The 21,777-nt window shown below is 72.0% G+C and carries 19 protein-coding genes, 1 pseudogene and 1 riboswitch; of the genes and pseudogenes, 8 read left to right on the top strand and 12 right to left on the bottom strand.

What is annotated here, in order from left to right; translation table 11 throughout:
* Positions 1 to 42: 42 nt before the first annotated feature.
* Both ACFWV2_RS15900 and ACFWV2_RS15895 read right to left on the bottom strand, forming a co-directional pair.
* Positions 43 to 597, bottom strand: a complete 555-nt coding sequence (locus ACFWV2_RS15900; protein ID WP_384405614.1) for a Clp protease N-terminal domain-containing protein — start codon at positions 595 to 597, stop codon at positions 43 to 45.
* A complete protein-coding gene (locus tag ACFWV2_RS15895; RefSeq protein ID WP_093878538.1) occupies positions 597 to 806 on the bottom strand; it encodes a helix-turn-helix domain-containing protein in 210 nt (69 codons plus the stop codon). Before ACFWV2_RS15895 ends, ACFWV2_RS15900 begins: the two co-directional genes overlap by 1 nt.
* A gap of 129 nt (positions 807 to 935) precedes the next feature.
* Here ACFWV2_RS15895 and ACFWV2_RS15890 point away from each other — a divergent pair, with 129 nt between their 5' ends.
* Positions 936 to 1,985, top strand: a complete 1,050-nt coding sequence (locus ACFWV2_RS15890; RefSeq protein WP_384405613.1) for a mechanosensitive ion channel family protein — start codon at positions 936 to 938, stop codon at positions 1,983 to 1,985.
* 322 nt (positions 1,986 to 2,307) lie between these two features.
* On the opposite strand, the gene ACFWV2_RS15885 is transcribed toward ACFWV2_RS15890, so the two are convergent.
* Positions 2,308 to 3,318 carry a LacI family DNA-binding transcriptional regulator gene (locus ACFWV2_RS15885; protein WP_384405612.1) on the bottom strand — a complete coding sequence of 337 codons (1,011 nt, stop codon included), beginning with the start codon at positions 3,316 to 3,318 and terminating at the stop codon, positions 2,308 to 2,310.
* Positions 3,319 to 3,531: 213 nt separating this feature from the next.
* On the opposite strand from ACFWV2_RS15885, the gene ACFWV2_RS15880 reads away from it, so the two are divergent.
* Both ACFWV2_RS15880 and ACFWV2_RS15875 read left to right on the top strand, forming a co-directional pair.
* Positions 3,532 to 5,484, top strand: coding sequence for a lectin (locus ACFWV2_RS15880; protein WP_384405611.1), 1,953 nt, complete (start codon positions 3,532 to 3,534; stop codon positions 5,482 to 5,484).
* Positions 5,485 to 5,549: 65 nt separating this feature from the next.
* Positions 5,550 to 8,627 (top strand): glycoside hydrolase family 3 N-terminal domain-containing protein, encoded by a 3,078-nt coding sequence (locus ACFWV2_RS15875; protein WP_384405610.1) that lies wholly within the window; start codon positions 5,550 to 5,552, stop codon positions 8,625 to 8,627.
* A 96-nt stretch (positions 8,628 to 8,723) separates the two neighbouring features.
* Here the strand turns inward: ACFWV2_RS15875 and gap are convergent, their stop codons facing one another.
* The 3 genes from gap to ACFWV2_RS15860 all read right to left on the bottom strand — a co-directional run bounded on the left by gap (position 8,724) and on the right by ACFWV2_RS15860 (position 12,155).
* The gene (gap, locus tag ACFWV2_RS15870) at positions 8,724 to 9,719 is read right to left on the bottom strand and encodes a type I glyceraldehyde-3-phosphate dehydrogenase (RefSeq protein WP_384405609.1); all 996 of its coding nucleotides are present in this window, start codon (positions 9,717 to 9,719) and stop codon (positions 8,724 to 8,726) included.
* Between the two features lie 108 nt (positions 9,720 to 9,827).
* Positions 9,828 to 10,787, bottom strand: coding sequence for a GlxA family transcriptional regulator (locus ACFWV2_RS15865; RefSeq protein WP_384405608.1), 960 nt, complete (start codon positions 10,785 to 10,787; stop codon positions 9,828 to 9,830).
* A gap of 102 nt (positions 10,788 to 10,889) precedes the next feature.
* Positions 10,890 to 12,155: a ricin-type beta-trefoil lectin domain protein gene (locus tag ACFWV2_RS15860; RefSeq protein ID WP_384405607.1), complete on the bottom strand. Its 1,266-nt coding sequence runs from the start codon at positions 12,153 to 12,155 to the stop codon at positions 10,890 to 10,892.
* Positions 12,156 to 12,413: 258 nt separating this feature from the next.
* On the opposite strand from ACFWV2_RS15860, the gene tpx reads away from it, so the two are divergent.
* Positions 12,414 to 12,914 (top strand): thiol peroxidase, encoded by a 501-nt coding sequence (tpx, locus tag ACFWV2_RS15855; RefSeq protein ID WP_384405606.1) that lies wholly within the window; start codon positions 12,414 to 12,416, stop codon positions 12,912 to 12,914.
* A gap of 260 nt (positions 12,915 to 13,174) precedes the next feature.
* The gene (locus tag ACFWV2_RS15850) at positions 13,175 to 14,449 is read left to right on the top strand and encodes a serine hydrolase domain-containing protein (RefSeq protein ID WP_384405605.1); all 1,275 of its coding nucleotides are present in this window, start codon (positions 13,175 to 13,177) and stop codon (positions 14,447 to 14,449) included.
* A 30-nt stretch (positions 14,450 to 14,479) separates the two neighbouring features.
* On the opposite strand, the gene ACFWV2_RS15845 is transcribed toward ACFWV2_RS15850, so the two are convergent.
* From ACFWV2_RS15845 to ACFWV2_RS15835, 3 genes are all read right to left on the bottom strand, one after another.
* Positions 14,480 to 15,013 carry a GNAT family N-acetyltransferase gene (locus tag ACFWV2_RS15845; RefSeq protein WP_384405604.1) on the bottom strand — a complete coding sequence of 178 codons (534 nt, stop codon included), beginning with the start codon at positions 15,011 to 15,013 and terminating at the stop codon, positions 14,480 to 14,482.
* A 73-nt stretch (positions 15,014 to 15,086) separates the two neighbouring features.
* Positions 15,087 to 16,088: a threonine/serine dehydratase gene (locus ACFWV2_RS15840; RefSeq protein ID WP_384405603.1), complete on the bottom strand. Its 1,002-nt coding sequence runs from the start codon at positions 16,086 to 16,088 to the stop codon at positions 15,087 to 15,089.
* An 80-nt stretch (positions 16,089 to 16,168) separates the two neighbouring features.
* A complete protein-coding gene (locus ACFWV2_RS15835) occupies positions 16,169 to 16,960 on the bottom strand; it encodes an alpha/beta fold hydrolase (protein ID WP_384405602.1) in 792 nt (263 codons plus the stop codon).
* A 157-nt stretch (positions 16,961 to 17,117) separates the two neighbouring features.
* Between ACFWV2_RS15835 and ACFWV2_RS15830 the strand changes: the two genes are divergently transcribed.
* Entirely contained in the window at positions 17,118 to 17,555 is a 438-nt protein-coding gene (locus ACFWV2_RS15830; protein ID WP_384405601.1) for a nitroreductase family deazaflavin-dependent oxidoreductase, read from the top strand.
* Here ACFWV2_RS15830 and ACFWV2_RS15825 read toward each other — a convergent pair.
* Entirely contained in the window at positions 17,498 to 18,445 is a 948-nt protein-coding gene (locus ACFWV2_RS15825) for a DMT family transporter (protein ID WP_384405599.1), read from the bottom strand. The two genes, ACFWV2_RS15830 and ACFWV2_RS15825, sit on opposite strands and share 58 nt — an antisense overlap.
* A 71-nt stretch (positions 18,446 to 18,516) precedes the next feature.
* On the opposite strand from ACFWV2_RS15825, the gene ACFWV2_RS15820 reads away from it, so the two are divergent.
* Positions 18,517 to 19,395 (top strand): LysR substrate-binding domain-containing protein, encoded by an 879-nt coding sequence (locus tag ACFWV2_RS15820; protein ID WP_384405597.1) that lies wholly within the window; start codon positions 18,517 to 18,519, stop codon positions 19,393 to 19,395.
* 58 nt (positions 19,396 to 19,453) lie between these two features.
* Here ACFWV2_RS15820 and ACFWV2_RS15815 read toward each other — a convergent pair whose 3' ends face one another.
* Positions 19,454 to 20,086 (bottom strand): hypothetical protein, encoded by a 633-nt coding sequence (locus ACFWV2_RS15815; protein WP_384405595.1) that lies wholly within the window; start codon positions 20,084 to 20,086, stop codon positions 19,454 to 19,456.
* Between the two features lie 340 nt (positions 20,087 to 20,426).
* Positions 20,427 to 20,610: riboswitch (cyclic di-AMP (ydaO/yuaA leader) on the top strand.
* A gap of 4 nt (positions 20,611 to 20,614) precedes the next feature.
* On the opposite strand from ACFWV2_RS15815, the gene ACFWV2_RS15810 reads away from it, so the two are divergent.
* Positions 20,615 to 21,487 (top strand): transglycosylase SLT domain-containing protein, encoded by an 873-nt coding sequence (locus tag ACFWV2_RS15810; protein WP_384405593.1) that lies wholly within the window; start codon positions 20,615 to 20,617, stop codon positions 21,485 to 21,487.
* Here ACFWV2_RS15810 and ACFWV2_RS15805 read toward each other — a convergent pair.
* Positions 21,481 to 21,777, bottom strand: a pseudogene (locus tag ACFWV2_RS15805) (phosphoribosyltransferase); the annotation flags it as partial. The gene ACFWV2_RS15810 and the pseudogene ACFWV2_RS15805 sit on opposite strands and share 7 nt — an antisense overlap.

Here is a 21,777-nt window from a genome sequence, read left to right as displayed (position 1 = left end):
CTCAGGAGGACCGCTTGCCCCGGGAACCGGAACCCACACTTCTCAGCGGGCCGTCGCGCCGGAGAGCGCCGACTCGACGGAGGCGTAGGTCACGCCGTGGTCGGCGAGGGCCTCCGCGACGACACCGCCGGTCGTGGTGAGCGCCAGGAGGAGGTGTTCGTCGCCGATCTCCCGGTCCTTGCGGGCCAGCGCCACGCGCAGCGACTTCTCCAGGACCGTCCTGGCCTCCTGGGAGAAGGAGCGGCGGCCGGACCACCACCCGGTGTCCTTGCGGTCGCCCGCCAGGGCGCCCGCGCCGTGGGTCTCCTCCACCCGCGCCACGATCGCCCCGACGTCGATGCCGAGTTCCGCCAGGGCGGTCGCGTCGGCCCGGGAGAGTCCCGCGCGGCGCCGGGCCTCGGCGAGTGCGGCCACGAGGGACGGGCGGCGGTCCGGCGGGCAGAGCTGCCGCAGCGCCGCCGCGGCGCGGGTGTCCTCGCGGTCGAGCAGGGACAGGAGCAGGTGTTCCTCGGTGACGGCGGTCGCGCCGCCGCGCTCCGCGTGCTCGGCCGCTCCCTTCACCACCGCCCGTGCGGCCTTCGTGAACCGTTCGAACATCACTGCCTCCCGTACTTCTTGTGGACGGCCTGTCGGCTGACGCCCAGTTCGGTCGCGATCTCCTGCCACGACCAGCCCTGGTTGCGCGCACCGCGCACCTGGACGGCTTCCAGTTGTTCCAGCAGTCGCCGCAGAGCGGAGACGGCCCGCAGTCCGACCCTGGGGTCGCGGTCGCCCGCTCGCGCGGCGAGATCGGTCGCATCGGTCATGCAGTCAACCTACGTTGACAACCGACTCGCGTCAACCTTTGTTGACAAGCAACTCCCGTAGCCCTCTTGTTTGCCAGGTGGCACGGCGGTGAGGCGAACAGGAACTGTTCGCTCATCGACTGGGGACCCATGGAAAGCGTTGTTCGACTGGCGATCGTCCTCGGCGGCTCGGCACTGCTGGCCCTCGCCGCCGGCCGCGCGGCGGACCTCTTCGCGAGGTACGCGGACGCGCGCCGTCCTGACACCCCGCTCTGGGGGCTGCTGCGGCGCTGCCGTACGCCGCTCCACCTCGTCCTCCTGACCACCGCGTTCCGGTGGTCCTACCGCGCGACGGAGTGGCAGCCGCTCCTGGAGCACACCGCGACGGTGGACCAGATCCTGCTGCTGGGCCTGATCGGCGGCGGCGCCTGGCTGACCGTACGGTTCGCCTCCGCCGTCGTGGAGTCCACGTACGCCCGGTACGCCATGCGCGCGCGTGACGCCGCACGGCTGCGCCGCGTCCGTACCCAGGTGACGCTCATCACGCGGGTGGTGTCGGTCGCCATCGGCGTGGTCGCCGCCGCCTTCGCGCTCGTCACGTTCCCGACGTTCCGGGGGCTCGGCACCTCGCTGCTCGCCTCGGCCGGCATCATCGGCATCGTGGCCGGCGTGGCGGCGCAGTCCACGCTCGGCAACCTCTTCGCCGGTTTCCAGATCGCCTTCGGCGACATGGTCCGCATCGGTGACACGGTGGTCGTCGACGGGGAATGGGGGACCGTGGAGGAGGTCACGCTCACCTTCCTCACCGTCCGGACCTGGGACGAACGCCGGGTCACGCTGCCCGTCTCGTACTTCACCTCCCGCCCGTTCGAGAACTGGACGCGCGGCGGCAACGAGCTGACCGGCTCGGTCTTCGTCCACTGCGACCACTCCGCGCCCGTCGGGCAGATGCGCACCCACCTCCGGGAGTTCCTCGACACCTGCCCCACCTGGGACGGCCGGGGATGGGACCTCGCCGTCACCGACACCTCCCCGACCGCCATCACCGTGCGCGCCATCGTGACGGCCAAGGACGCCGACGACCTGTGGACGACCCGCTGCGCCGTCCGGGAGGAACTCGTCGACTGGCTCACGCGGGAACACCCGGGGGCGCTCCCCCGCATCATCACCGCGCCTGCGGCCGACGTCCCCGGGCACTGACCCGGTCCACGCCGTCCACCCGCCCCGCACCGCATCCGTACGGTCGGACCGCCGCCCCCGCCGCACATGACGGGCACCCCACGGTGAACCGACCGTCGCGCGGGGGCGACGTGGCCCGGGTGGCGGCCCCGGACAGCGCGCACCGGTGGGACGCGAGCCGGTCGAGGGAAAGCTGGGCGGGACCGAGTGCGGCGGGTGCGCCGGCCGGGCCACGGCCAGGAAAACAGCGGATCACTGCTGACTAATACCGGCCGCGCATGGAGTTGTTGAGCGTGCCCGTCGATCCTTTGCGCATCCGGGCGCGCGTGCGTCCTTCAGGCGGTCAGGCGGCAGGCGGCGGCGCCGTCGAGCCGCGCACCACGAGTTCGGGTTCGAAGAGGAGCTCGCCGGGGTCCGTCTGCGTGCCCTGGATCTGGGCGCAGAGCAGTTCGACGGCGGCCCGCCCCATCGCCTCGATGGGCTGGCGCACGGTGGAGAGCGGCGGCTCGGTGCAGTTCATGAAGGCGGAGTCGTCGAAACCGACGACGGACACCTGCGACGGTACGGAGAGCCCGCGGCGCCGCGCGGCCCTTATGGCGCCGAGGGCGAGCGGGTCGCTGGCGCAGACGATCCCGGTGACGCCCCGCTCCAGGAGGCGGGTGGCCGCGGCCTGGCCGCCTTCGAGCGAGAAGATCGACCGTACGACGTACTCGTCCGGCAGTTTCCCGCCCGCCCCCTCGACCACGGCACGGGCCGCTTCGAGCTTGCGGCGCGAGGGGACGTGGTCGCTGGGGCCGAGGACGAGCCCGATCCGCTCGTGCCCGAGGGAGGCGAGGTGGCGCCACGCCTGCTCGACGGCGACGGCGTCGTCGCAGGAGACGCAGGGGAAGTTGAGGCCCTTGATGGACGCGTTGATCAGGACCACCGGGATGTTGCGCTCGGCCAGCTGGTGGTAGTGCTCGTGCGGGGCGTCGGCCTGCGCGAACAGTCCACCGGCGAAGACGACGCCGGACACCTGCTGCTGGAGCAGGAGTTCCACGTAGTCCGCCTCGGAGACGCCGCCCTTGGTCTGCGTGCACAGCACCGGGGTGAGGCCCTGCTGCGCGAGGGCGCCGCCGATCACCTCGGCGAACGCGGGGAAGATGGGGTTCTGCAGCTCGGGCAGGACCAGACCGACCAGGCGGGCGCGCTCTCCGCGCAGTTGCGTGGGCCGCTCGTAGCCGAGGACGTCGAGGGCGGTGAGCACGGACTGCCGTGTCGCGTCGGAGACACCGGGTTTGCCGTTGAGCACACGGCTGACCGTGGCCTCGCTGACTCCCACCTTCTTGGCCACCTGAGCAAGTCGTCGCGTCATGCGCGCAAGAGTATCGCAAACTCCGCAAGCGAGTTGCGTGCTGCTTCACTCCTTTCACAGGGCGAACGCCACCCCTCCGAGGCGGGGGGCCCGCCTTCCGGTCCCGAAGGGTTGACGGCCCCAGAGGCGACCCATAACTTCAGGACTTGATAAAAGGCTTGCTGCTGCGATTCGTTCGGCGCGTAACGGCGAAAGGCTTGTCAGGTGCATAACATGTTCAGGCGTGGGCTCGCATACCTCGGCGGAGGGGGACGAAAGCGCCGAGGAGAAACCACCCCTCACACGCGGCCCCGCCGTCACCGGCCCCTCACCGCGCTCACGGTCGGCGCCCTCGTCGCCGGCAGTCTGGTCCTGACGGGGCCCGGCACCGCGCAGGCGGCCGGAGAGCGGGTCGACGTCTGGCTCACCACCACCTCGGACGCCGGCGGCCGTACCGTCACCCGCGGTCTCGCCCCGCAGGCGCCCCTCGCGTTCGGCCCGGCCGGCGGCAGCGCGAACCACACGATCACCGTCGACGAGACCACCACCTACCAGCAGTTCGAAGGCGGTGGCGCGTCGATCACCGATACGACCGCGCATCTGCTGCGCGGAGGCGCCGTCAGCGCCGCCACCCGCGACGAGGTGATGCGCAGGCTCTTCTCCCCCACCGAGGGCATCGGCCTGTCCTTCGTCCGCAACCCCATCGGCGCCTCGGACCTCTCCCGCCCCGGGAACGTCTCCCTCGACGACACCTGCTGCGACCTGAACGACTTCGGGACCAACGGCTACGACACGAACGTCCGTCTGCTGACCGCCCAGGCCAAGCAGCTCAACCCGGCGCTCCGGGTCAAAGGCGTGCCGTGGAGCGCCCCCGGCTGGATGAAGGACAACGGCCGGATGGACCAGATGGGTTGGCTCAAGGCGGAGTACTACCCGCTCTACGCCCAGTACCTGGTCAGGTACGTGCAGAGCTACCAGGCCGCCGGGGTGAAGGTCGACTACGTCTCCGTGCAGAACGAGCCGAACTGCTGCCAGGCCGGCAACCCCACCGCCATGAACTACCCGGGCATGAGCTGGAACCCGGCCGGGCTCGTCGAGTTCACCAAGAACCACGTCTACCCGGCCTTCCGCGCCGCCGGCCTCACCACCAAGGTCCTCGTCCACGACTGGAACTACGGCGACTACGCCGGCTTCGGCGCCGGGATCCTCGGCGACGCGGGCGTGCGCGACGACCCCCTGTTCGGCGGCATCGCCTGGCACGGCTACTTCGGCGACCCGGCCGTGGGCACCCAGGTCCACCAGCAGTACCCGGCCGTCAAGCAGTTCAGCACCGAGCACTCGGGCGGCACCTGGATCGGGAACCAGCACAACGAGGACCTGAACGACATCGTCGGCTACGCCCGGAACTGGAGCGGCAGCCTGGTCAAGTGGAGCCTCGCGCTCAACCAGGACATGGGCCCGCACAACGGCGGCTGCGGCACCTGCACCGGGCTGATCACCGTCCAGGAGGGCGGCGCCCGCGCCGGACAGGTCGACTACACCGTCGAGTACTACACGACGGGTCACCTGACCAAGTTCGTCAGGCCCGGGGCGTACCGCATCGCCTCCACCGCCGACAGCACGGTCCAGAACGTGGCCTGGCGCAACACCGACGGCTCCAAGGCCCTCATCGCCCACAACGGCGGCACCTCAGCCCGGTCCGTCCGGGTCGACTGGGGCGCCCAGTCCTTCACGTACACCCTGCCCGCCCGCACCACCGCGACCTTCACCTGGGCGGGCACGCCCGGCGGCGGGACCGGAGCCGGGCCGCTGACCGGACTGGCCGGGAAGTGCCTCGACGTCGCGGGCGGCGCCACCGCCGACGGCACCCCCGTCCAGCTGTACGGCTGCAACGGCACCGCCGCGCAGCGCTGGACGCTCGCCGCCGACGGCAGCGTCCGGGCGCTCGGCAAGTGCCTCGACGTCACCGGCGGTTCGACGGCCGACGGCGCCCAGGTCCAGTTGTACAACTGCAACGGCACCGCCGCGCAACGCTGGACCTACAACGCCTCCACGCACGACGTGGTCAACACGGGCGCGAACAAGTGCCTGGACATCACCGGCAACTCCTCCGCCGACGGGACCCGGGCACAGATCTGGACCTGCACCGGCGGGGCCAACCAGAAGTGGACCCACAACCCGGCCTGATCGCCCGCCCCCGACGCCCTTCCCCGCCCCCATCCCACAGGCCCCTGCCTGTCCAAGGAGCCCGCATGCCATCCGCACGTCCCCGGAGGACGGTGAGCGCGGCCGTGGTCGCCGCGACCGCCGTACTCACCGGTCTGCTCTCCGGCGCTCTGCCGAGTGCCGCCGCCCAGGAACCCGCGCCCCGAGCCGTCGACCGGTTCGAGGGTGAGGTCCCGTTCGCTCCGCCACCCGCGGAAGGCCTCTTCACCTGGGGCAACGCCACCGAGTCGCATCCGACGCTCGAACTGAGGGAGCGCGCCGACGCGCCCGAGGGCGACAAGGTCCTCGAAGGCCGCTACGACATCAGCGGCTGGGGCGGCTTCACCCATGACTTCGCCTTCGACCGGCCGGCCCACGACTGGACCGCGTACAAGGGCATCCGGTTGTGGTGGTACGGCCAGAACACCGCGCCGCTGCCTCCGGGCTCGGGCAGGCGGATCGCCCTGGAGATCAAGGACGGCGGAGCGAACGGCGAGGCCTCGGAGCTGTGGACGACATCGTTCACCGACGACTGGGAGGGCTGGCACCTCGTCGAGATCCCGTTCTCCGAGTTCACCTACCGGACCGACTACCAGCCCGTCGGCGGTATCGACCAGGTCCTCGGGCTCGACCGGATGTGGGGGTACGCCGTCACCCTGCCGACCGGCGGGCCGGGGGCGTTCGCCCTCGACGGCGTCGAGCTGTACGGCGCGGCGGAGCCGGCCCTCACCACCAAGGTGGTCACGAAGTCCGTCGTGCACCCCGTCGACGAGGGCGGCAGCGCCCGGGTCGACGTCTCGGTGGCCACCACCGGCTCCGGGCCGGTCGGTGAGCCCGTCACCGTCACGTACGAGACCGAGGGCGGCGGCAGCGCCGAGCCGGGGAAGGACTACCGTCCCGTCACGGGCAGCGTCGTGTTCCCGGCCGGGACGCCCTCCGGTACGACCCGGTCGATCACCGTGCCCACGATCGAGGACGGCGCCGCCGAGTCCGCCGAGACCGTTCCGCTGCGGCTGACCGTCGAGGGCGCGAAGGCGCCCGCGGAGACCCCGTTGGTCGTGGTCAACGCCCATGGTCTGCCGTACCTGGACACGAGGCTGCCGGTACGGAAGCGGGTCGCGGACCTGCTGTCCCGGATGTCCCTCGCGGAGAAGGCCGGGCAGATGACCCAGGCCGAGCGCAACGCGCTGCGCGCACCGGGCGACATCGCGAGCTACGCGCTGGGGTCGCTGCTCTCCGGCGGCGGCTCGGTCCCGACCCCCAACACGCCCGAGGCGTGGGCCGCGATGGTCGACGCGTACCAACTGCGCGCGCAGGCCACCCGCTTCCAGATCCCGCTGATCTACGGCGTGGACGCGGTGCACGGGCACAACAACGTCATCGGGGCGACGATCATGCCGCACAACATCGGCATCGGCGCGGGCCGCGATCCGGAGACGGCCGCGAGGACCGGCGCCGTCACCGCGAAGGAGGTGCGGGCCACCGGAGTCCCCTGGGACTTCGCCCCCTGTGTGTGCGTGACCCGCGACGAGCGCTGGGGCCGCTCCTACGAGGCCTTCGGCGAGGACCCGGCGCTGGTGACCGCCATGGAGACGGTCATCAACGGCATGCAGGGCGCCCGTAACGGCAAGGACCTCGACCGCAACGACAAGGTCCTCACCAGCGCCAAGCACTTCGTCGGCGACGGCGGCACCACCTTCGGCTCCTCGACCACCGGCTCGTACACGATCGACCAGGGCGTCACCGAGGTCACCCGCGCGGAGCTCGAAGCGGTCCATCTCGCCCCGTTCGCCGAGGCGGTGAAGCGCGGCACCGGCACGGTCATGCCCTCGTACTCCTCCCTGGACGTCCTCGGTGACGACCAGGGGCCCGTGAAGATGCACGCGAACGCCGAGATGATCAACGGGGTGCTCAAGGACCGCATGGGCTTCGAGGGCTTCGTCATCAGCGACTGGCAGGCCATCGACCAGATCCCCGGCGACTACCCCAGCGACGTGCGGACCTCGGTCAACGCCGGCCTCGACATGATCATGGTGCCGACGAACTACCAGGAGTTCACCAGGACCCTCACCGCCGAGGTCGGGGCCGACCGGATCCCCACCGCGCGGATCGACGACGCCGTGGCGCGCATCCTCACCCAGAAGTTCCGCCTCGGCCTGTTCGAGAAGCCGTACGCGGACACGACGCACCTGCCCTCGATCGGATCGCCCGAGCACCGCGCGGTGGCGCGGGAGGCCGTGGCGAAGTCACAGGTGCTCCTGAAGAACGAGGGCGCGGTCCTGCCGCTGAAGCCGTCGCAGAAGGTGTACGTGGCCGGGTCGAACGCCGACGACCTCGGCAACCAGGCCGGCGGCTGGACCATCAGCTGGCAGGGTTCCTCCGGTCGTACGACCACCGGCACCACCATCCTCGAAGGGATGCGCGAGGCAGCGCCGGACGCCCAGATCGCCTGGTCGAAGGACGCGTCCGCGCCGACCGACGGTTACGACGTCGGTGTGGTGGTGGTCGGCGAGACCCCGTACGCGGAGGGGTTCGGCGACGTCGGCAACGGCAACGACCTCGAACTCACCCCCGCCGACAAGGCAGCCGTCGACACGGTCTGCGCGGCGATGCCCTGCGCGGTCCTCGTCGTGTCCGGACGGCCGCAGCTCATCGGCGACCGGCTGCCGGCCATCGACGCCCTCGTCGCCTCCTGGCTGCCCGGCACGGAGGGCGGCGGTGTCGCCGACGTCCTCTACGGCAGGCGGCCGTTCACCGGACAGCTCCCGGTGACCTGGCCCAGGTCGGAGGCGCAGCTGCCGATCAACGTGGGTGACGGGCGATACGACCCGCAGTATCCGTACGGCTGGGGGCTGACGACGCTCACCCCGGCTCCGTCCGGAGGGGAACCCGCCCTGCGCGCGGTGGGGGTCGCCGCCAAGGTGCTGCAGAAGGCGGGACGGGGCGCTTCGCCCGAGGGCCGCAGGCTCGTCGCGGTGGCGCGGCTGATGGTGCAGAAGAAGATCGGCCAGGACCTCTCCGAGGCCGTGGCGAAACCGTTCGCCGAGGCGGACCATCTCCTGCTCACGGGCGACCTGACGGGCGCGGTCGGCAAGCTGAGGGAGGCGTACCGGGCAGCGGGCTGACGGACCCCGGACCAGCCCCGGGGCCGATGGCCGCGCATGCGACCGCCCCCACCGAATCCGTGGTTCGGTGGGGGCGCTCGGGGGTGCGGTGCCGGTTCAGCCGGCCAGCAGCTGGAGCGAGTCGATCACGCGGTTCGAGAAGCCCCACTCGTTGTCGTACCAGGCGACGACCTTGATGTGGCGGCCCTCGACGCGGGTGAGCTCGGAGTCGAAGATCGACGAGGCCGGGTTGCCCGTGATGTCGGAGGAGACGAGCGCGTCCTCCGAGTACTCCAGGACACCGGCGAGCGGGCCCTCGGCCGCCGTGCGGTACGCCGCGAGGACGTCCTCGCGGGTCACGTCGCGGGCGACGGTGGTGTTGAGCTCGACGATCGAGCCGACCGGGACCGGTACGCGGATCGAGTCGCCCGACAGCTTGCCGTCGAGGTTCGGCAGCACGTGGCCGATCGCCTTGGCGGCACCCGTCGAGGTCGGCACGATGTTGACGCCGGCGGCGCGGGCGCGACGCGGGTCGCGGTGCGGGCCGTCCTGCAGGTTCTGCTCCTGCGTGTAGGCGTGGACCGTCGTCATGAAGCCGTGCTCGATGCCGGCCAGGTCGTCGAGGACCTTGGCCAGGGGCGCGAGCGCGTTCGTGGTGCACGACGCGTTCGAGACGATCGTGTGCAGGTCCGGGTCGTAGGCGTCGGTGTTGACGCCGTACGCGAGGGTGACGTCGGCACCGTCGGCGGGCGCGCTGACGAGCACGCGCTTGGCACCGGCGTCGATGTGGGCACGGGCGGCCTTGGCCGACGTGAAGCGGCCGGTCGCCTCCAGGACGATCTCGACGCCGAGCTCGGCCCACGGAAGCTGCGCCGGCTCGCGCTCGGCGAGGACCTTGATGCGGCGTCCGTCGACGACGAGGGTGTCGCCGTCGACGCTCACCGGGCGGCCGAGGCGGCCGGAGGTCGAGTCGAAGGCGAGCAGCCGGGCGAGGGCCTTCGGCTCCGTCAGGTCGTTGACGGCCACGACCTCGAGGTCGGTGTCGCGCTCCAGCAGAGCGCGCAGCACGTTGCGTCCGATGCGGCCGAAGCCATTGATGGCGATGCGAGTCATGAGGTGTGTCCCTTCTGCGTCGCCCTCAGGTTCGCTCGTGGGATCCCGTCTCGACAGAGGCGGGATCGCCACGGTCCGCAAGGATCGCGCCACGGGGTGGGCGGAGCGCTATTCGCCCTTGGTGAAGGTCCGCCGGTACTCGCTGGGTGTGGTGCCCAGGATGCGCTGGAAGTGCAGACGCAGGTTCGCGCCGGTGCCGAGCCCGGCGTCGGCGGCGATCTGCTCGACGCTCCGCTCCGAACGTTCCAGGAGTTCGCGGGCGAGGTCGACGCGGGCCCGCATCACCCACTGCATGGGGGTGTACCCGGTGTCCTCGACGAAGCGCCGGGAGAACGTGCGCGGCGAGACGGCCGCGTGCTGGGCCAGCGTGTCGAGGGTGAGGGGCTCGCCGAGCCGGTGCAGCGCCCACTCGCGGGTGGCGGCGAACCGCTCGCCGAGCGGCTCGGGCAGGCTGCGCGGCACGTACTGTGCCTGGCCGCCGCTGCGGTACGGGGCGGCGACGAGCCGGCGGGCGGCGTGGTTCGCGGCGGCCACGCCGAGGTCGCCGCGCAGGATGTGCAGGCACAGGTCGATGCCCGAGGCGGCGCCGGCCGAGGTGAGCACGCTCCCCTCGTCGACGAAGAGGACGTTCTCGTCGACCCGGACGAGGGGGCGTTTCGCCGCGAGGGCCTGGGTGTAGTGCCAGTGGGTGGTGGCGCGCTTGCCGTCGAGCAGACCCGTCGCGGCGAGCGCGAAGGCGCCGGTGGAGATCGCCGCTAGGCGGGCGCCCCGGTCGTGGGCGGCGATCAGGGCGTCCACGACGGCCGGCGGCGGGTCCTCGCGGTCGGGGAAGCGGTAGCCGGGGACGAAGACGATGTCGGCCCAGGCGAGGGCGTCGAGGCCGTGCGCGACGGCGTACGAGAGTCCGTCGCCGCCGGTGACCGGTCCGGGCTCCGCGCCGCACACCCGTACCTCGTACGGCATGCTCGCGCGGGTCGTGAAGACCTGCGCGGGGATGCCGACGTCGAGCGGTTTCGCCCCTTCGAGTACGAGGACGGCGACGCGGTGGAGGCGGGGGGCGGGCGGCACGGGGTCGAGCGTACGCGGCGGGGCCGCCCGGTCCGGTCACCCGCTCACGGTGTACGAGGTGGGCGGGACGTCCGCCCACCTCGTCGTCACCTGATCATCCGGTCAACGCGTCACCGTCCATTTCTGGTTCGCGGCGCCGGTGCAGGTCCAGATCTGGAGCCGGGTGCCGTTGGCGGAGCTGTTGCCGGTGGCGTCCAGGCACTTTCCGGACTGCGGGTTGACGAGGTCCCGGGCGGCGTTGGCGGTCCAGCGCTGGGCGGCGGTGCCGTTGCAGTCCCACAGCTGGACGGGGGTGCCGTCGGCAGTGCCCGCGGAGGTGACGTCGAGGCACTTGCCGAGCGCCCGTACGGTTCCGTCGGTTCCCACGGTCCACTGCTGGGCCGCGGTGCCGTTGCAGCCGTAGAGCTGCACGGGGGTGCCGTTGGCGGTGTTCGCTCCGGCCACGTCGACGCAGGCGCCGCCGATGCCGGTGATCGGACCCCCGGCGCCCGGACCGTCGCTGGTGGTGACGCGGACGTGGTCGACGACGAGTTGCTGCGGGAAGGCGGTCGAGCCGTCCGGGTCGCCGGGCCAGTAGCCGCCGACGGCGAGGTTGAGGATGAGGAAGAACGGCTTGTCGAAGACCCAGGTCCGGCCGCCGAGATCGGCGGGCGTACGGGTCTGGTAGACGGTCCCGTCCACGGACCAGGTGATACGGCCGGGCGACCAGTCCACGGCGAAGGTGTGGAAGGCGTCGGCGAAGGCCTGGCCGCCGGGCAGGGTGTAGCCGGCGCCGATGCCTCCCGAGCCGGAGTAGCCGGGGCCGTGCAGGGTGCCGTGCACGGTGGACGGTTCGAAGCCGACGTTCTCCATGATGTCGATCTCGCCGGAGGCGGGCCAGCCGACCTGCCCGAGGTCCTCGCCGAGCATCCAGAACGCGGGCCACATGCCCTGGCCGCGGGGCACCTTCATCCGGGCCTCGACGTGGCCGTACCGGGTGGTGAACTTGCCCGCGGTGTTGAGCCGTGCCGAGGTGTACTCGCACCGGCCGTACCAGCACTGGTAGTTGCCGGGGTTCTCTCTGCGGGCGGTGATCACGAGGTGCCCCTGGCCGTCGAGCGCGGCGTTGCTGCTGCCGGCCGTGTAGTACTGCCGTTCGTGGTTGTTGACGTTGTCGCCGGTCTCGATCTGCCACCGCGAGCTGTCGACGGGGCGTCCGGCGGCCCCGTCGAACTCGTCGGAGAAGGTGACGGCGGCGGTCCCGACGGCGGGTTCGACGGCGGCGGCGGGACCGGTGGGACCGAGGCCGAGCGCCGCGGCGGCGACGGCGAGGGCGAGGGCCGTCACGGCGGTGAACAGCGGCCGCCTCGGGGAGCGGGAGGAGTGCATGACTCTCTCTTCTGTGGATGTGGGGGGGGGAGGGAGGACTAGGTGTCATGTGCATGACACCTGCTCCTCCCGGGAGGCCGAGCGGAAGTGCGAACGGCGCTACTTCGTCACTGCATGATTTAAGGAGTGAGGTAAGGGGGCGTCAAGGGGCATGCACGGAAGTCGAGCAAACGGTTCGAGCGGCTCACGTCCGGTGCGCGGGGCCGCACGCCGTACGATTCCCCCGTTGTCATCTACACCGCCCGAAGGAGATTTCCCATGGCCCAGGTCACGCTGAAGGGCAACCCGGTACAGGTCAACGGCAGCCTGCCCGCCCCGGGCAGCCAGGCTCCTGACTTCGCACTCGTCGCCGAGGGCCTCGCGGACAAGTCGCTGAAGGACTACGCGGGTCTGCGCAAGGTCCTCAACATCTTCCCGAGCGTCGACACCCCGACGTGCGCGTCCTCCGTCCGGACGTTCAACAAGAAGGCCGCCGAGGTGGAGAACACGGTGGTGCTCTGCATCTCCGCCGACCTGCCCTTCGCCCAGGCACGCTTCTGCGGTGCGGAGGGTCTGGAGAACGTGAAGAACCTCTCGACGCTCCGCGGCCGTGAGTTCCACACCAACTACGGCGTGGAGATCGCGGACGGCCCGCTGGCCGGGCTCACCGCCCGCGCCGTCGTCGTCCTCGACGAGAACGACAAGGTGCTGCACGCCGAGCTCGTGAACGAGATCTCCGACGAGCCCACCTACGACGCCGCTCTCGCCGTCCTGAAGTAGGCGACGGGCCCCCGCCGGGCCCCGTCGCGACCCCACGAGGAGCCCCTCCGCCACCCGGTGGAGGGGCTCCTCGCGCGCGGGCCGCAGGAGTCGGAAGCGCGGGCTCCGTAACCCGCGCCCCGTGTCAGGAACCGATTCCGGACGTTGGCACTCATGATCCATGGGTACCGGGGGCCAGGCCCGGCCGGTCCTCCCGTGCCCCGCGGCGCACCACAGCCGTGTGCCGTGCCGAACGATCCGGAAGAAGTCGAGGAATCACCGTGCCCCTGTCGTCACACCGACGCCTGGCCGTGAGCGCCACCCTGATCGCCGCGCTCGCCGCGGGCGTCGCTCCCGCCACCAGCGCGTTCGCCGCCCCCAGCGCCCCCCTCTCCCCCACCGCCGCCGAGACTCCCGCCGTTCCCGGGCCCGACATGGCCGGCGTCGTCGCCGCCCTCGACGCGGCGATGGACAACGGTGCCCCGGGGGCGATGGCCCGGTTCACCGGTCCCGACGGGGTCCGCAGCCGGACCGTCGGCGTCCAGGACCGTGTCTCGGGCGCGCCCATGGACATCCAGGCGCGCTTCCGCATCGGCAGTGTCAGCAAGACGTTCTCCACGGTCGTGCTGCTGCAGCTGGTGGAGGAGGACAGGCTGGAGCTCGACGCGCCGGTCAACAGCTACCTGCCGGGTCTGCTGCCCGACGACCGCATCACGGTCCGTCATCTGCTGACGCACCGCAGCGGCTTGGCCGACTACACGAACGCGATGTTCGCCCAGACCGTGCCGGGCTTCGAAGCCGTGCGGAACCGGGTGTTCAGCTACCGGGAACTCGTCGACCTCTCCCTGAGCGAGCCGCGGACCACCGAGCCGGGCGTCTCCTACAAGTACTCGAACGCCAACTTCGTGGTGGTCGGCATGCTCATCGAGAAGGCCACGGGCCGGCCCGTGGCCGACGCGTACGAGCGCCGCATCTTTAAGCCGCTGAAACTGCGCAAGACGTCGTACGTCCACCCCGACACCAGGATCAAGGGCACGCACGTACGCGGATATCTGCACCCCGACGAGGTCGGCGGCGCGCTCGTGGACTCCACGGAGCAGACCGTCTCCTGGGCGCAGTCCGCCGGGGCCGTGATCTCCAGCCCCGCCGATCTGAACACGTTCACCAGCGCCCTGATGCGGGGCCGGCTGCTGTCCCCGGCGATGATGGAGGCGATGACGACGGTCACGCCGACCGACGCCACCAACACCCGTTTCTACGGGCTCGGTCTGCGGCGCTACGACCTGTCGTGCGGTGCGCAGGTGTACGGGCACACGGGCACCGTGCAGGGCTTCTACACGTACGCCTTCTCGACCCGCGACGGGCGCCGCAGCCTGTCCGCCGTGGCGAACACCTCGAACCACGGCGCCGCGAACACGGCACTCGGTGGCACGCTGGAGGCCGCGTTCTGCGGCAAGAAGCCCGCGGCCACGCCGTCCTCGCGCGCCGCCGCCTCTCCCTCGGCCGGTGACCTGACGGCGCCGCCCGCGGAGCGGGACCTGCCCGAGCGGCACTGAGCGCGCCCCTGACGGGGGCGCCTCGGGGGCTCAGGCCTCGTATTCCGTGAGGTCGATCGCGTAGACGCGCAGGGGGACGTCGAAGGCCGGATGGTTCGTCTCGCGCTCGGCCGTCATGCCGAGCTTGGCGATGACGTTCTCGGAGGCCTGGTTGCTGATGTGCGTGATGGCGACGACCCGGTCGAGCCCGCGGTCCTGGAGGGCGAACTCCAGGACCGCGTGGGCGGCCTCGGAGGCGTATCCCTGACCCCAGAACGGCCTGCCGAGACGCCAGCCGATCTCCACGTCCGGCATGACCTCCGGCAGGAACTCGGGCAGGGACAGGCCGGCGAAGCCGATCAGCTCTCCCGACGCGATGAGCTCGACGGCGAAGAGTCCGAATCCCTCCTCGTCCCACTCCTCCTCGTACCGCTCGATGTCCTCGGCGGTCTGTTCCAGGTCGCGGACCGAACCGTCGCCGATCCAGCGCATGACCTCGGGGTCGGCGTTGATCTCGGCCAGGGGGACGAGGTCGTCGTCGCTCCAGCGTCGGAGGATGAGACGGGGGGTACGAATTTCGGTCATGCCCCCATCCTGACGCACGGTGCGAACCCGTCGCGCCACCGGCCCCCACGGGGCGCCGGGCTGTTCCCGACGCCTATGCGGTGGGGTGGGCGAGGTCCGTGGGGTCGGTGTTCGCCCCGCACAGGACGACGCAGATCTTCTCCCCCGGTGCGGGACGGTAGCCGTGGTCCGTGGGGCCGAGCTGGTCCGGGGTCGTGAGGGCGGCCAGGGCGGTGGCGGCGGCGTGCTCCACGGCGAGACGGCGGTCGTCCCACAGCTCCCGGCGGGCGCGGACGATCTCCGCGTCCGGCACGAGGACGGTGCGGACCCCCTCGTGTCGGGCGGTCTCCAGGGCGGTGGAGGAGACACGGCGGGCGCCGAGCGAGTCGGCCGCCACCGAGTCGACCGGCACGTCGACGGGGCGCCCGGCCCGGAGCGCGGCGTCGAGCGCGCGGCACTCCTCGGGTTCGACGGCGACGGTCCGGATGCCGTGGTGCCGGGCGGCGGTGGCGACGCCGGCGAAGAGGCCGCCGCCGCCGACCGAGACGACGACGGTGTCGAGACCGGGGATCCGCTCGTGGATCTCGTCGAGCAGGGTGCCGGCCCCGGCGGCGATCAGGGGATGGTCGTAGGCGTGCGAGGCGAGGGCGCCGGTCTCGGCCGCGAACGCGTCGCATGCGGTGAGCGCTTCGGCGTACTCCGTGCCGACGAGCCGCACGTCGGCGCCCAGGCCGATGAGCTTGTCGGCCTTCAGCCGGGGGGCGGTGGTCGGCAGGAAGACCGTGGCGGGGACACCCTGGCGGAGGGCGGCCCAGGCGCAGGCGAGGCCCGCGTTGCCGCCGGAGGCGATGGTGACGCCGGCGGCGGGGAGCGTGCCCTCCTCCCGATGGGCGAGGAGGAAGTTCTGCGCGCCCCGGGCCTTGAAGGAGCCGGTGTGCTGCATGAGTTCCAGGGCGAGGTGGAGCGTGTACGGCTCCGCACCGGAGGCGGGGCTCGGGCCTTGTCCGGGCTCGGCCCGGGTGATCGTGACGGGGCGGACGTGGCCCGCGATCCGGTCGGCGGCGGTGGTGATGTCGTCGTACGTGAGGCTGGGCACCTGAAGCTCCTGGAAGGGGTGGGCGGGGCGGGGAAGGGCGGGCCGGCACGTCCCACGGGTACGGCTGGCCTCCGGCCCCGTCAGGCGCCGTCGTGGCCGGGCGACGGCGCCTGGGTGTCCGACAGCGCGCGGGCGAGCGCCGTGGCGAATCCCTCCGCGTTGTCCAGCATCAGGTTGTGACCGGCGCCGGGGACCTCGATCACCGGGACACCGAATCCCGCCGCCTTCTCCGCGTCGGGGTCGGGCCGGCTGAACTCGCCCACCAGGAAGGTCCGGGGCAGCGGGAGAGCGGCGAGGAGGTCACCCGGCGCGGGCGCGCCGCCCTCGACGAGGGCCGTCGCGCTGCGGTGGACGGCGCGCGGGTCGGCGAGACGCAGCCGGGCGGCGTAGTCGGCGCGGCGGGCCACGGCCAGCATCCGGGCGAACCCCGACGCCACGAACGTGTCCTCGTCCTGGGCGGCCACCGGGGAGCTGAACGCGCCACCGCCCGCGTACAGGTTCGGCTCCGCCACCACGAGCCGGGCAACGAGGTCCGGGCGTGCCGCCGCGAGATGGATGGTGACGGCACCGCCCATGGAGTGCCCGACCAGGTCCACGCCTGAGAGACCGAGGTGGTCCAGGACGGCGGCCACCGCACCGGCCTGGGACTCCATGCGGTAGTCGAAGCCGGCGGGCCGGTCGCTCAGCCCGTGGCCGAGAAGGTCCACGAGCAGCGCCCGGCCGCCGCCGAGGGCTGGGTGCGTGGCGATGTGGGCGAAGTCCGACGCTCCCGTGCACCCGAGGCCGTGGACGAACACGCGCACGGGCCCGTCTCCGGGGAGGTCGATCCACCGGATGTACGCCTCGTGGTCGGTGAGGAACAACTCCCGCATGCCGATTGCTCTCCCTGTGTCGCCACTCGTTCTGCCAGGAGCCACCCTAGGAGTCGGCACTGACGACCGGGGTCCCGCCCCCTGGCGACACGTCCGATAGCGTCTCGGGGGACGCGGCCGTCGGCCGGTGCCCCCGCACATCCCCGGAAGGATCCCCATGCCCCTCGAAGGCGAGTACGAGCCCAGCCCCTCGACGTGGGTCCGTGACCAGGTCGAGCTGTACGAATCGTCCGGCGGCACCCAGGGCACGACCATGCGCGGCCTGCCCGTCGTCCTGGTCACGACGGTCGGCGCGAAGAGCGGCAAGCTCCGCAAGACCCCGCTCATGCGCGTCGAGCACGAGGGGGCGTACGCGCTCGTCGCCTCGAACGGCGGAGCGGTGAAGCACCCCGTCTGGTACCACAATGTCGTCGCCTCGCCGCTCGTGGAGCTCCGCGACGGCACGCGCGCGTGGGACATGAAGGCCCGTCTGGTCACGGGCGAGGAACGCCAGGTCTGGTGGGAGCGGGCCGTCGCCGCGTTCCCCGACTACGCGGACTACCAGCGCACGACCGAGCGGGAGATCCCCCTCTTCGTCGTCGAGCGCAGCGAGTAGGAACCGGCGGGGGGCAGCGGGCGGGCGGGGCGGGTACCCGCCCTCGTCAGGGCCACCCCCACCAGGACGACCGCCATGCCCGCCACCACCCGGGCCGTCAGCGGCTCGCCGAGGACCACCGCGCCGAGGGTCACGGAGACCACCGGCAGCAGGTAGCCGACCGTGGCGGCGGCGGTCGGGCCCTCGTCGGCGATCATCCGGTAGTTCAGGTGGAACGTGAGGCCGGTGGCGAAGATCCCGAGGACGACGACGGCGAGGATCCCCGCCCAGGTCACCGTCGCCGACCCGCCGACCGCGAGGGCGGGCGTGCTCAGGCCGGTCGCCGTGAGGAGTTGCGCGGCGGACAGCGCCAGCGGCGCGGTGCCCCGGCCGGTGAGGTGGCGGGCCATGTACGCGAAGGCCACGGCGTAGCTGGCGGAGGCGCCGAGGAGCGCGAGGGCGCCCCAGCTCATCAGGCCGGAGCCGTGGCTCCAGGGCGCGAAGATCAGCAGGACGCCGGCGAAGCCGAGCACGAGGCCGGCCGATCGGGCGGCGCGCAGGGGACCCTCGGTGCGCAGGGCGAGGCCGATGACGAGCGACCAGAGCGGGGTGGTGGCGTTGAGGACGCCCGCGACCCCGCTGTCCACGGTCTGCTCGCCGATCGAGAAGAGCAGGAACGGCAGCGCGTTGCAGAAGAAGGCGGCGACGACGAGCCGTCCCCAGGTGGCCCGGTCCCGGGGCAGCCGCTGTCCCGCCCCGTAGGCGAGCGCGAGGAGCACCGCCGCGCCGAGCAGGCAGCGGACGAAGGTGATCCATCCCGGGGTGAGGCCCTCGTTGAGGGAGATCTTGATCCAGAGGAAGCCCGAGCCCCAGAGGAGGGCCAGCACGCCCATGCGTATCGCCGATGTCATGTCCTCACGGTCCTGCACCCCGTCCGACAGGACAAGCGATGGTTCGTGTATCCAGCGTTAAGCTGTGCTACATGCTGGATGTGAGACGTCTGCAGGTGCTCCGGGCCGTGGTGAGCAGTGGTTCCGTCACCGCCGCGGCCGCGCACCTGGGTTACACGCCGTCCGCCGTGAGTCAGCAGATCGGTGTCCTGGAGAAGGAGGCCGGTATCGCGCTGCTCGAACGGTTCGGCCGGGGCGTGCGGCCGACCGCCGCCGGGCGGCTGCTCACCGAGCACGCCGCCGTCATCGGTCGTCAGGTCGCGGAGGCCGAGACCGCGCTGGCCGATCTGCGGGCGGGCCGCACCGGTCGGATCTCGGTCCACTACTTCGCGACGGCCGGGGCGGATCTCGTCGCGCCCGCCCTGGCCCGTTTCCGCGTCGAGCACCCGGGCGTACGCGTCGAGTTGAGGATCGCCGACGGAGTACCCGACGAGGACGCGGACCTCACCCTGGTCGTACGTCCCCGGAGCGGTGGCTCCGGCACTCCGGGCGACGGGCTCCGGCTCGTCCATCTGCTCGACGACCCCTACCGGGCCGTGCTGCCCAAGGGCCACCCGCTCGCCGTCCGCCGCGCCGCCGTGGACCTGGCCGAACTGGCCGCCGAACCCTGGGTCGGCAGCGAGCGCCCCGGCCCGTGCCTCGACGCGGTCATGGACGCCTGCGCGGCGGCGGGGTTCACCCCGGACATCGCGGTGGAGTGCGAGGAGTACGCCACCGCGCAGGGCTTCGTCGCGGCTGGTCTGGGGGTCAGCCTGATCCCCTTGACCGGCCTGGGCAGCCGCCACCCGAACGTGGTCGTCCGCAAGGTCCGGGGCCCGGAGCCGGTCCGCGCGATCCACGCGGCGGTACGGGAGTCCTCGCTCAGCCTGCCCGCCGTACGGGGGCTCCTCACGGCGCTCCGGCAGGTGTGAAAGAACGGGGCCGGGCGGCGGTCTCGCGGTCGCCCCTCAGCCGCACGGCGGGTGGCGGTCAGCGGCCGGCGTGCGCGGCGCGGCGGATCGCGGCGTCGAGGAGGGCGAGGGCGTCGGCGGCGGTACGGCCGGGTGCCCGGTTCCAGGGCCCGATCAGCTCCCGCCATCCTCGCGACCGCAGTTCGGCCATGATCCAGGCGGCCGCCTCGTTCATCGTGGTCTCGCTGCCGTAGCCGAGGCGGTGCGCGGCGAGCAGGGCGCCGCAGACGCATCGGGCTCCCCGCGCGTCCCGCAGCCTGTACGGGGCGTTCTGCCAGCCCCACTCCGTCAGGACGAGGCGCGCGTAGCCGAGGTGGACCGAGGGGCGCAGTTCGGGCTGGCCGATGCGGCGCCAGACGTGCAACCGGTCGGGCAGCAGGGCGCCGATCCGGCCCGGGAGTCGGCGTTCGACGGGAAGGGGCGGCGGCAGTGCGTCAAGGGCGTCGGCGACGAGGCGGTCCACCGGCAGGGAGAGCAGAGCCCGCCACCTCTCGGGGTCCGGCGCGGCGCCGGGTGCGGGGACGGGTGGGTCCGCGGGCGACGGGGAGACGGTCCAGTCCGTGACGATCCGCTGCCAGGTGGCGCTCTCGTAGAGGGCGGCGGCTTCGCGGTCGAGGGTGTCGGGGCTGATCAGGGCGGCGGAGGGGGACATCCGTGCGGCTCCTCGGTCGGGGGCACCATCCTTCATGACGAATGTCGGCTTTGCGCGTTATGCCCTTGAGTGCCCCTTCGGTCGACACCCCCTTTCCGGAGAACTTCCCCACTATCAGAATTAAGGCGCAAATTCGGACAATAGATCCCTGGTGACGCGACTCACTTTCCCGGTCGCTCCCCCGCCTCCCAGGCCGACGCGAGCCGGGCCCCGCAAGGAAGTTCGGCGGGCGGGAAGAACGGTCGATCTTGAATTCGGTGAATTCCGTGATCCTTTCACCGGGAACACGTCACCGCTCCCCTTGTCCTTTTCGGCATCACTGGCCTACGGTCACCTCCATTCGAGCGGATCGCCGAATCCTGCCACCGCTCGGAATACCTCCTTTTCACCCGACGGCAGGAGCGGGGGACCCACGAATACGCCGACCCGGATTCCGGATCGGCTCGGGGTGAAGCCGCGTGCGCGCGGCCGGACATCTCCAGTCCGAACCCGACAGCTCACCCCGCAGGCGCCGGAGAGGAAACCCCCATGCCTGCACACGGTAAGCACCGCCGCCCCCGACGCCACGCGGTCTCGCGTGGACTCGCCCTGGTCGGAACGGGTGGGGCCGCCCTGGCCCTCCCGCTGATCACCCCCGCCACAGCCGGCGCCGCGGCCGTCTCCGGAGCCCCGGAACTCGCCGCCCTCCCCGCCGCCGCCCTCGTCGCTCCCGCCGCCGCACCGGCCGCGGCCAAGGCTCCCGCCGCCCCCGCCGGGGCCCGCACCTATACGGTCGTCAGCGGTGACTCGCTTTCTTTGATCGCCCAGAAGAAGGGAATTCAGGGCGGCTGGAAGGCCCTTTATCAGACCAACCGGAGCACGGTGGGTGACAACCCGTCACTTATCCGTCCGGGCCTTGAACTGACGCTCGGTCGGGATTCGGCGAAGGCCACCCCCGCACAGAAGAAGACCGGTTCGACCGATCGGGCGAGCCGCTCCGAGCGCCGCGCGGCCGCCCCGGCCGTAGCGAAGGCCGCCCCGGGCGCCTCCGCGGCGCAGGCCGCTCCCGTCAAGGCCGCCCCGGCCGCCGCCGTCCAGTACACCAACAACCTCGACGGCTGGATCCGGGAGTCGCTGGACATCATGGCCCAGCGCGGCATCCCCGGTTCCTACGACGGGATCCTGCGCAACATCATGCGCGAGTCGTCCGGCAACCCCCGGGCGATCAACAACTGGGACTCCAACGCGGTGGCAGGGACCCCCTCCAAGGGCCTCCTCCAGGTGATCCAGCCGACCTTCGACGCCTACCACGTGCCGGGCACGTCCACGGACCTCTACGACCCGGTCGCCAACATCACCGCCGCCTGCAACTACGCGGCCGACCGTTACGGCTCCATCGACAACGTCAACGGCCCCTACTGATCCCGGAAGTGCCGGGTGAACCAGGCGGCGGCGAGCTCCGCCACCTCCTCCAGGGCACCCGGCTCCTCGAACAGATGGGTGGCACCGGCCACGACGGCCAGCCGGTTCTCGCACCGCAGCCGGGCCCCGGCCCGTCGGTTGAGGTCGAGGACCAGCGCGTCCCCGCCTCCCACGATGAGCAGCGTCGGAGCCCTGACCTGGGCCAGGTGATCGGCCGCGAGGTCGGGGCGGCCACCGCGTGAGACGACGGCGGCCACGGAGGACACGGGAGCGGCCGCCGCCCACAGGGC

Source organism: Streptomyces sp. NPDC058671 (assembly GCF_042716475.1).
GTDB lineage: Bacteria > Actinomycetota > Actinomycetes > Streptomycetales > Streptomycetaceae > Streptomyces.
The sequence above is the reverse complement of the archived record's forward strand: the minus strand, read 5'-3'. Positions and strand labels throughout refer to the sequence as shown.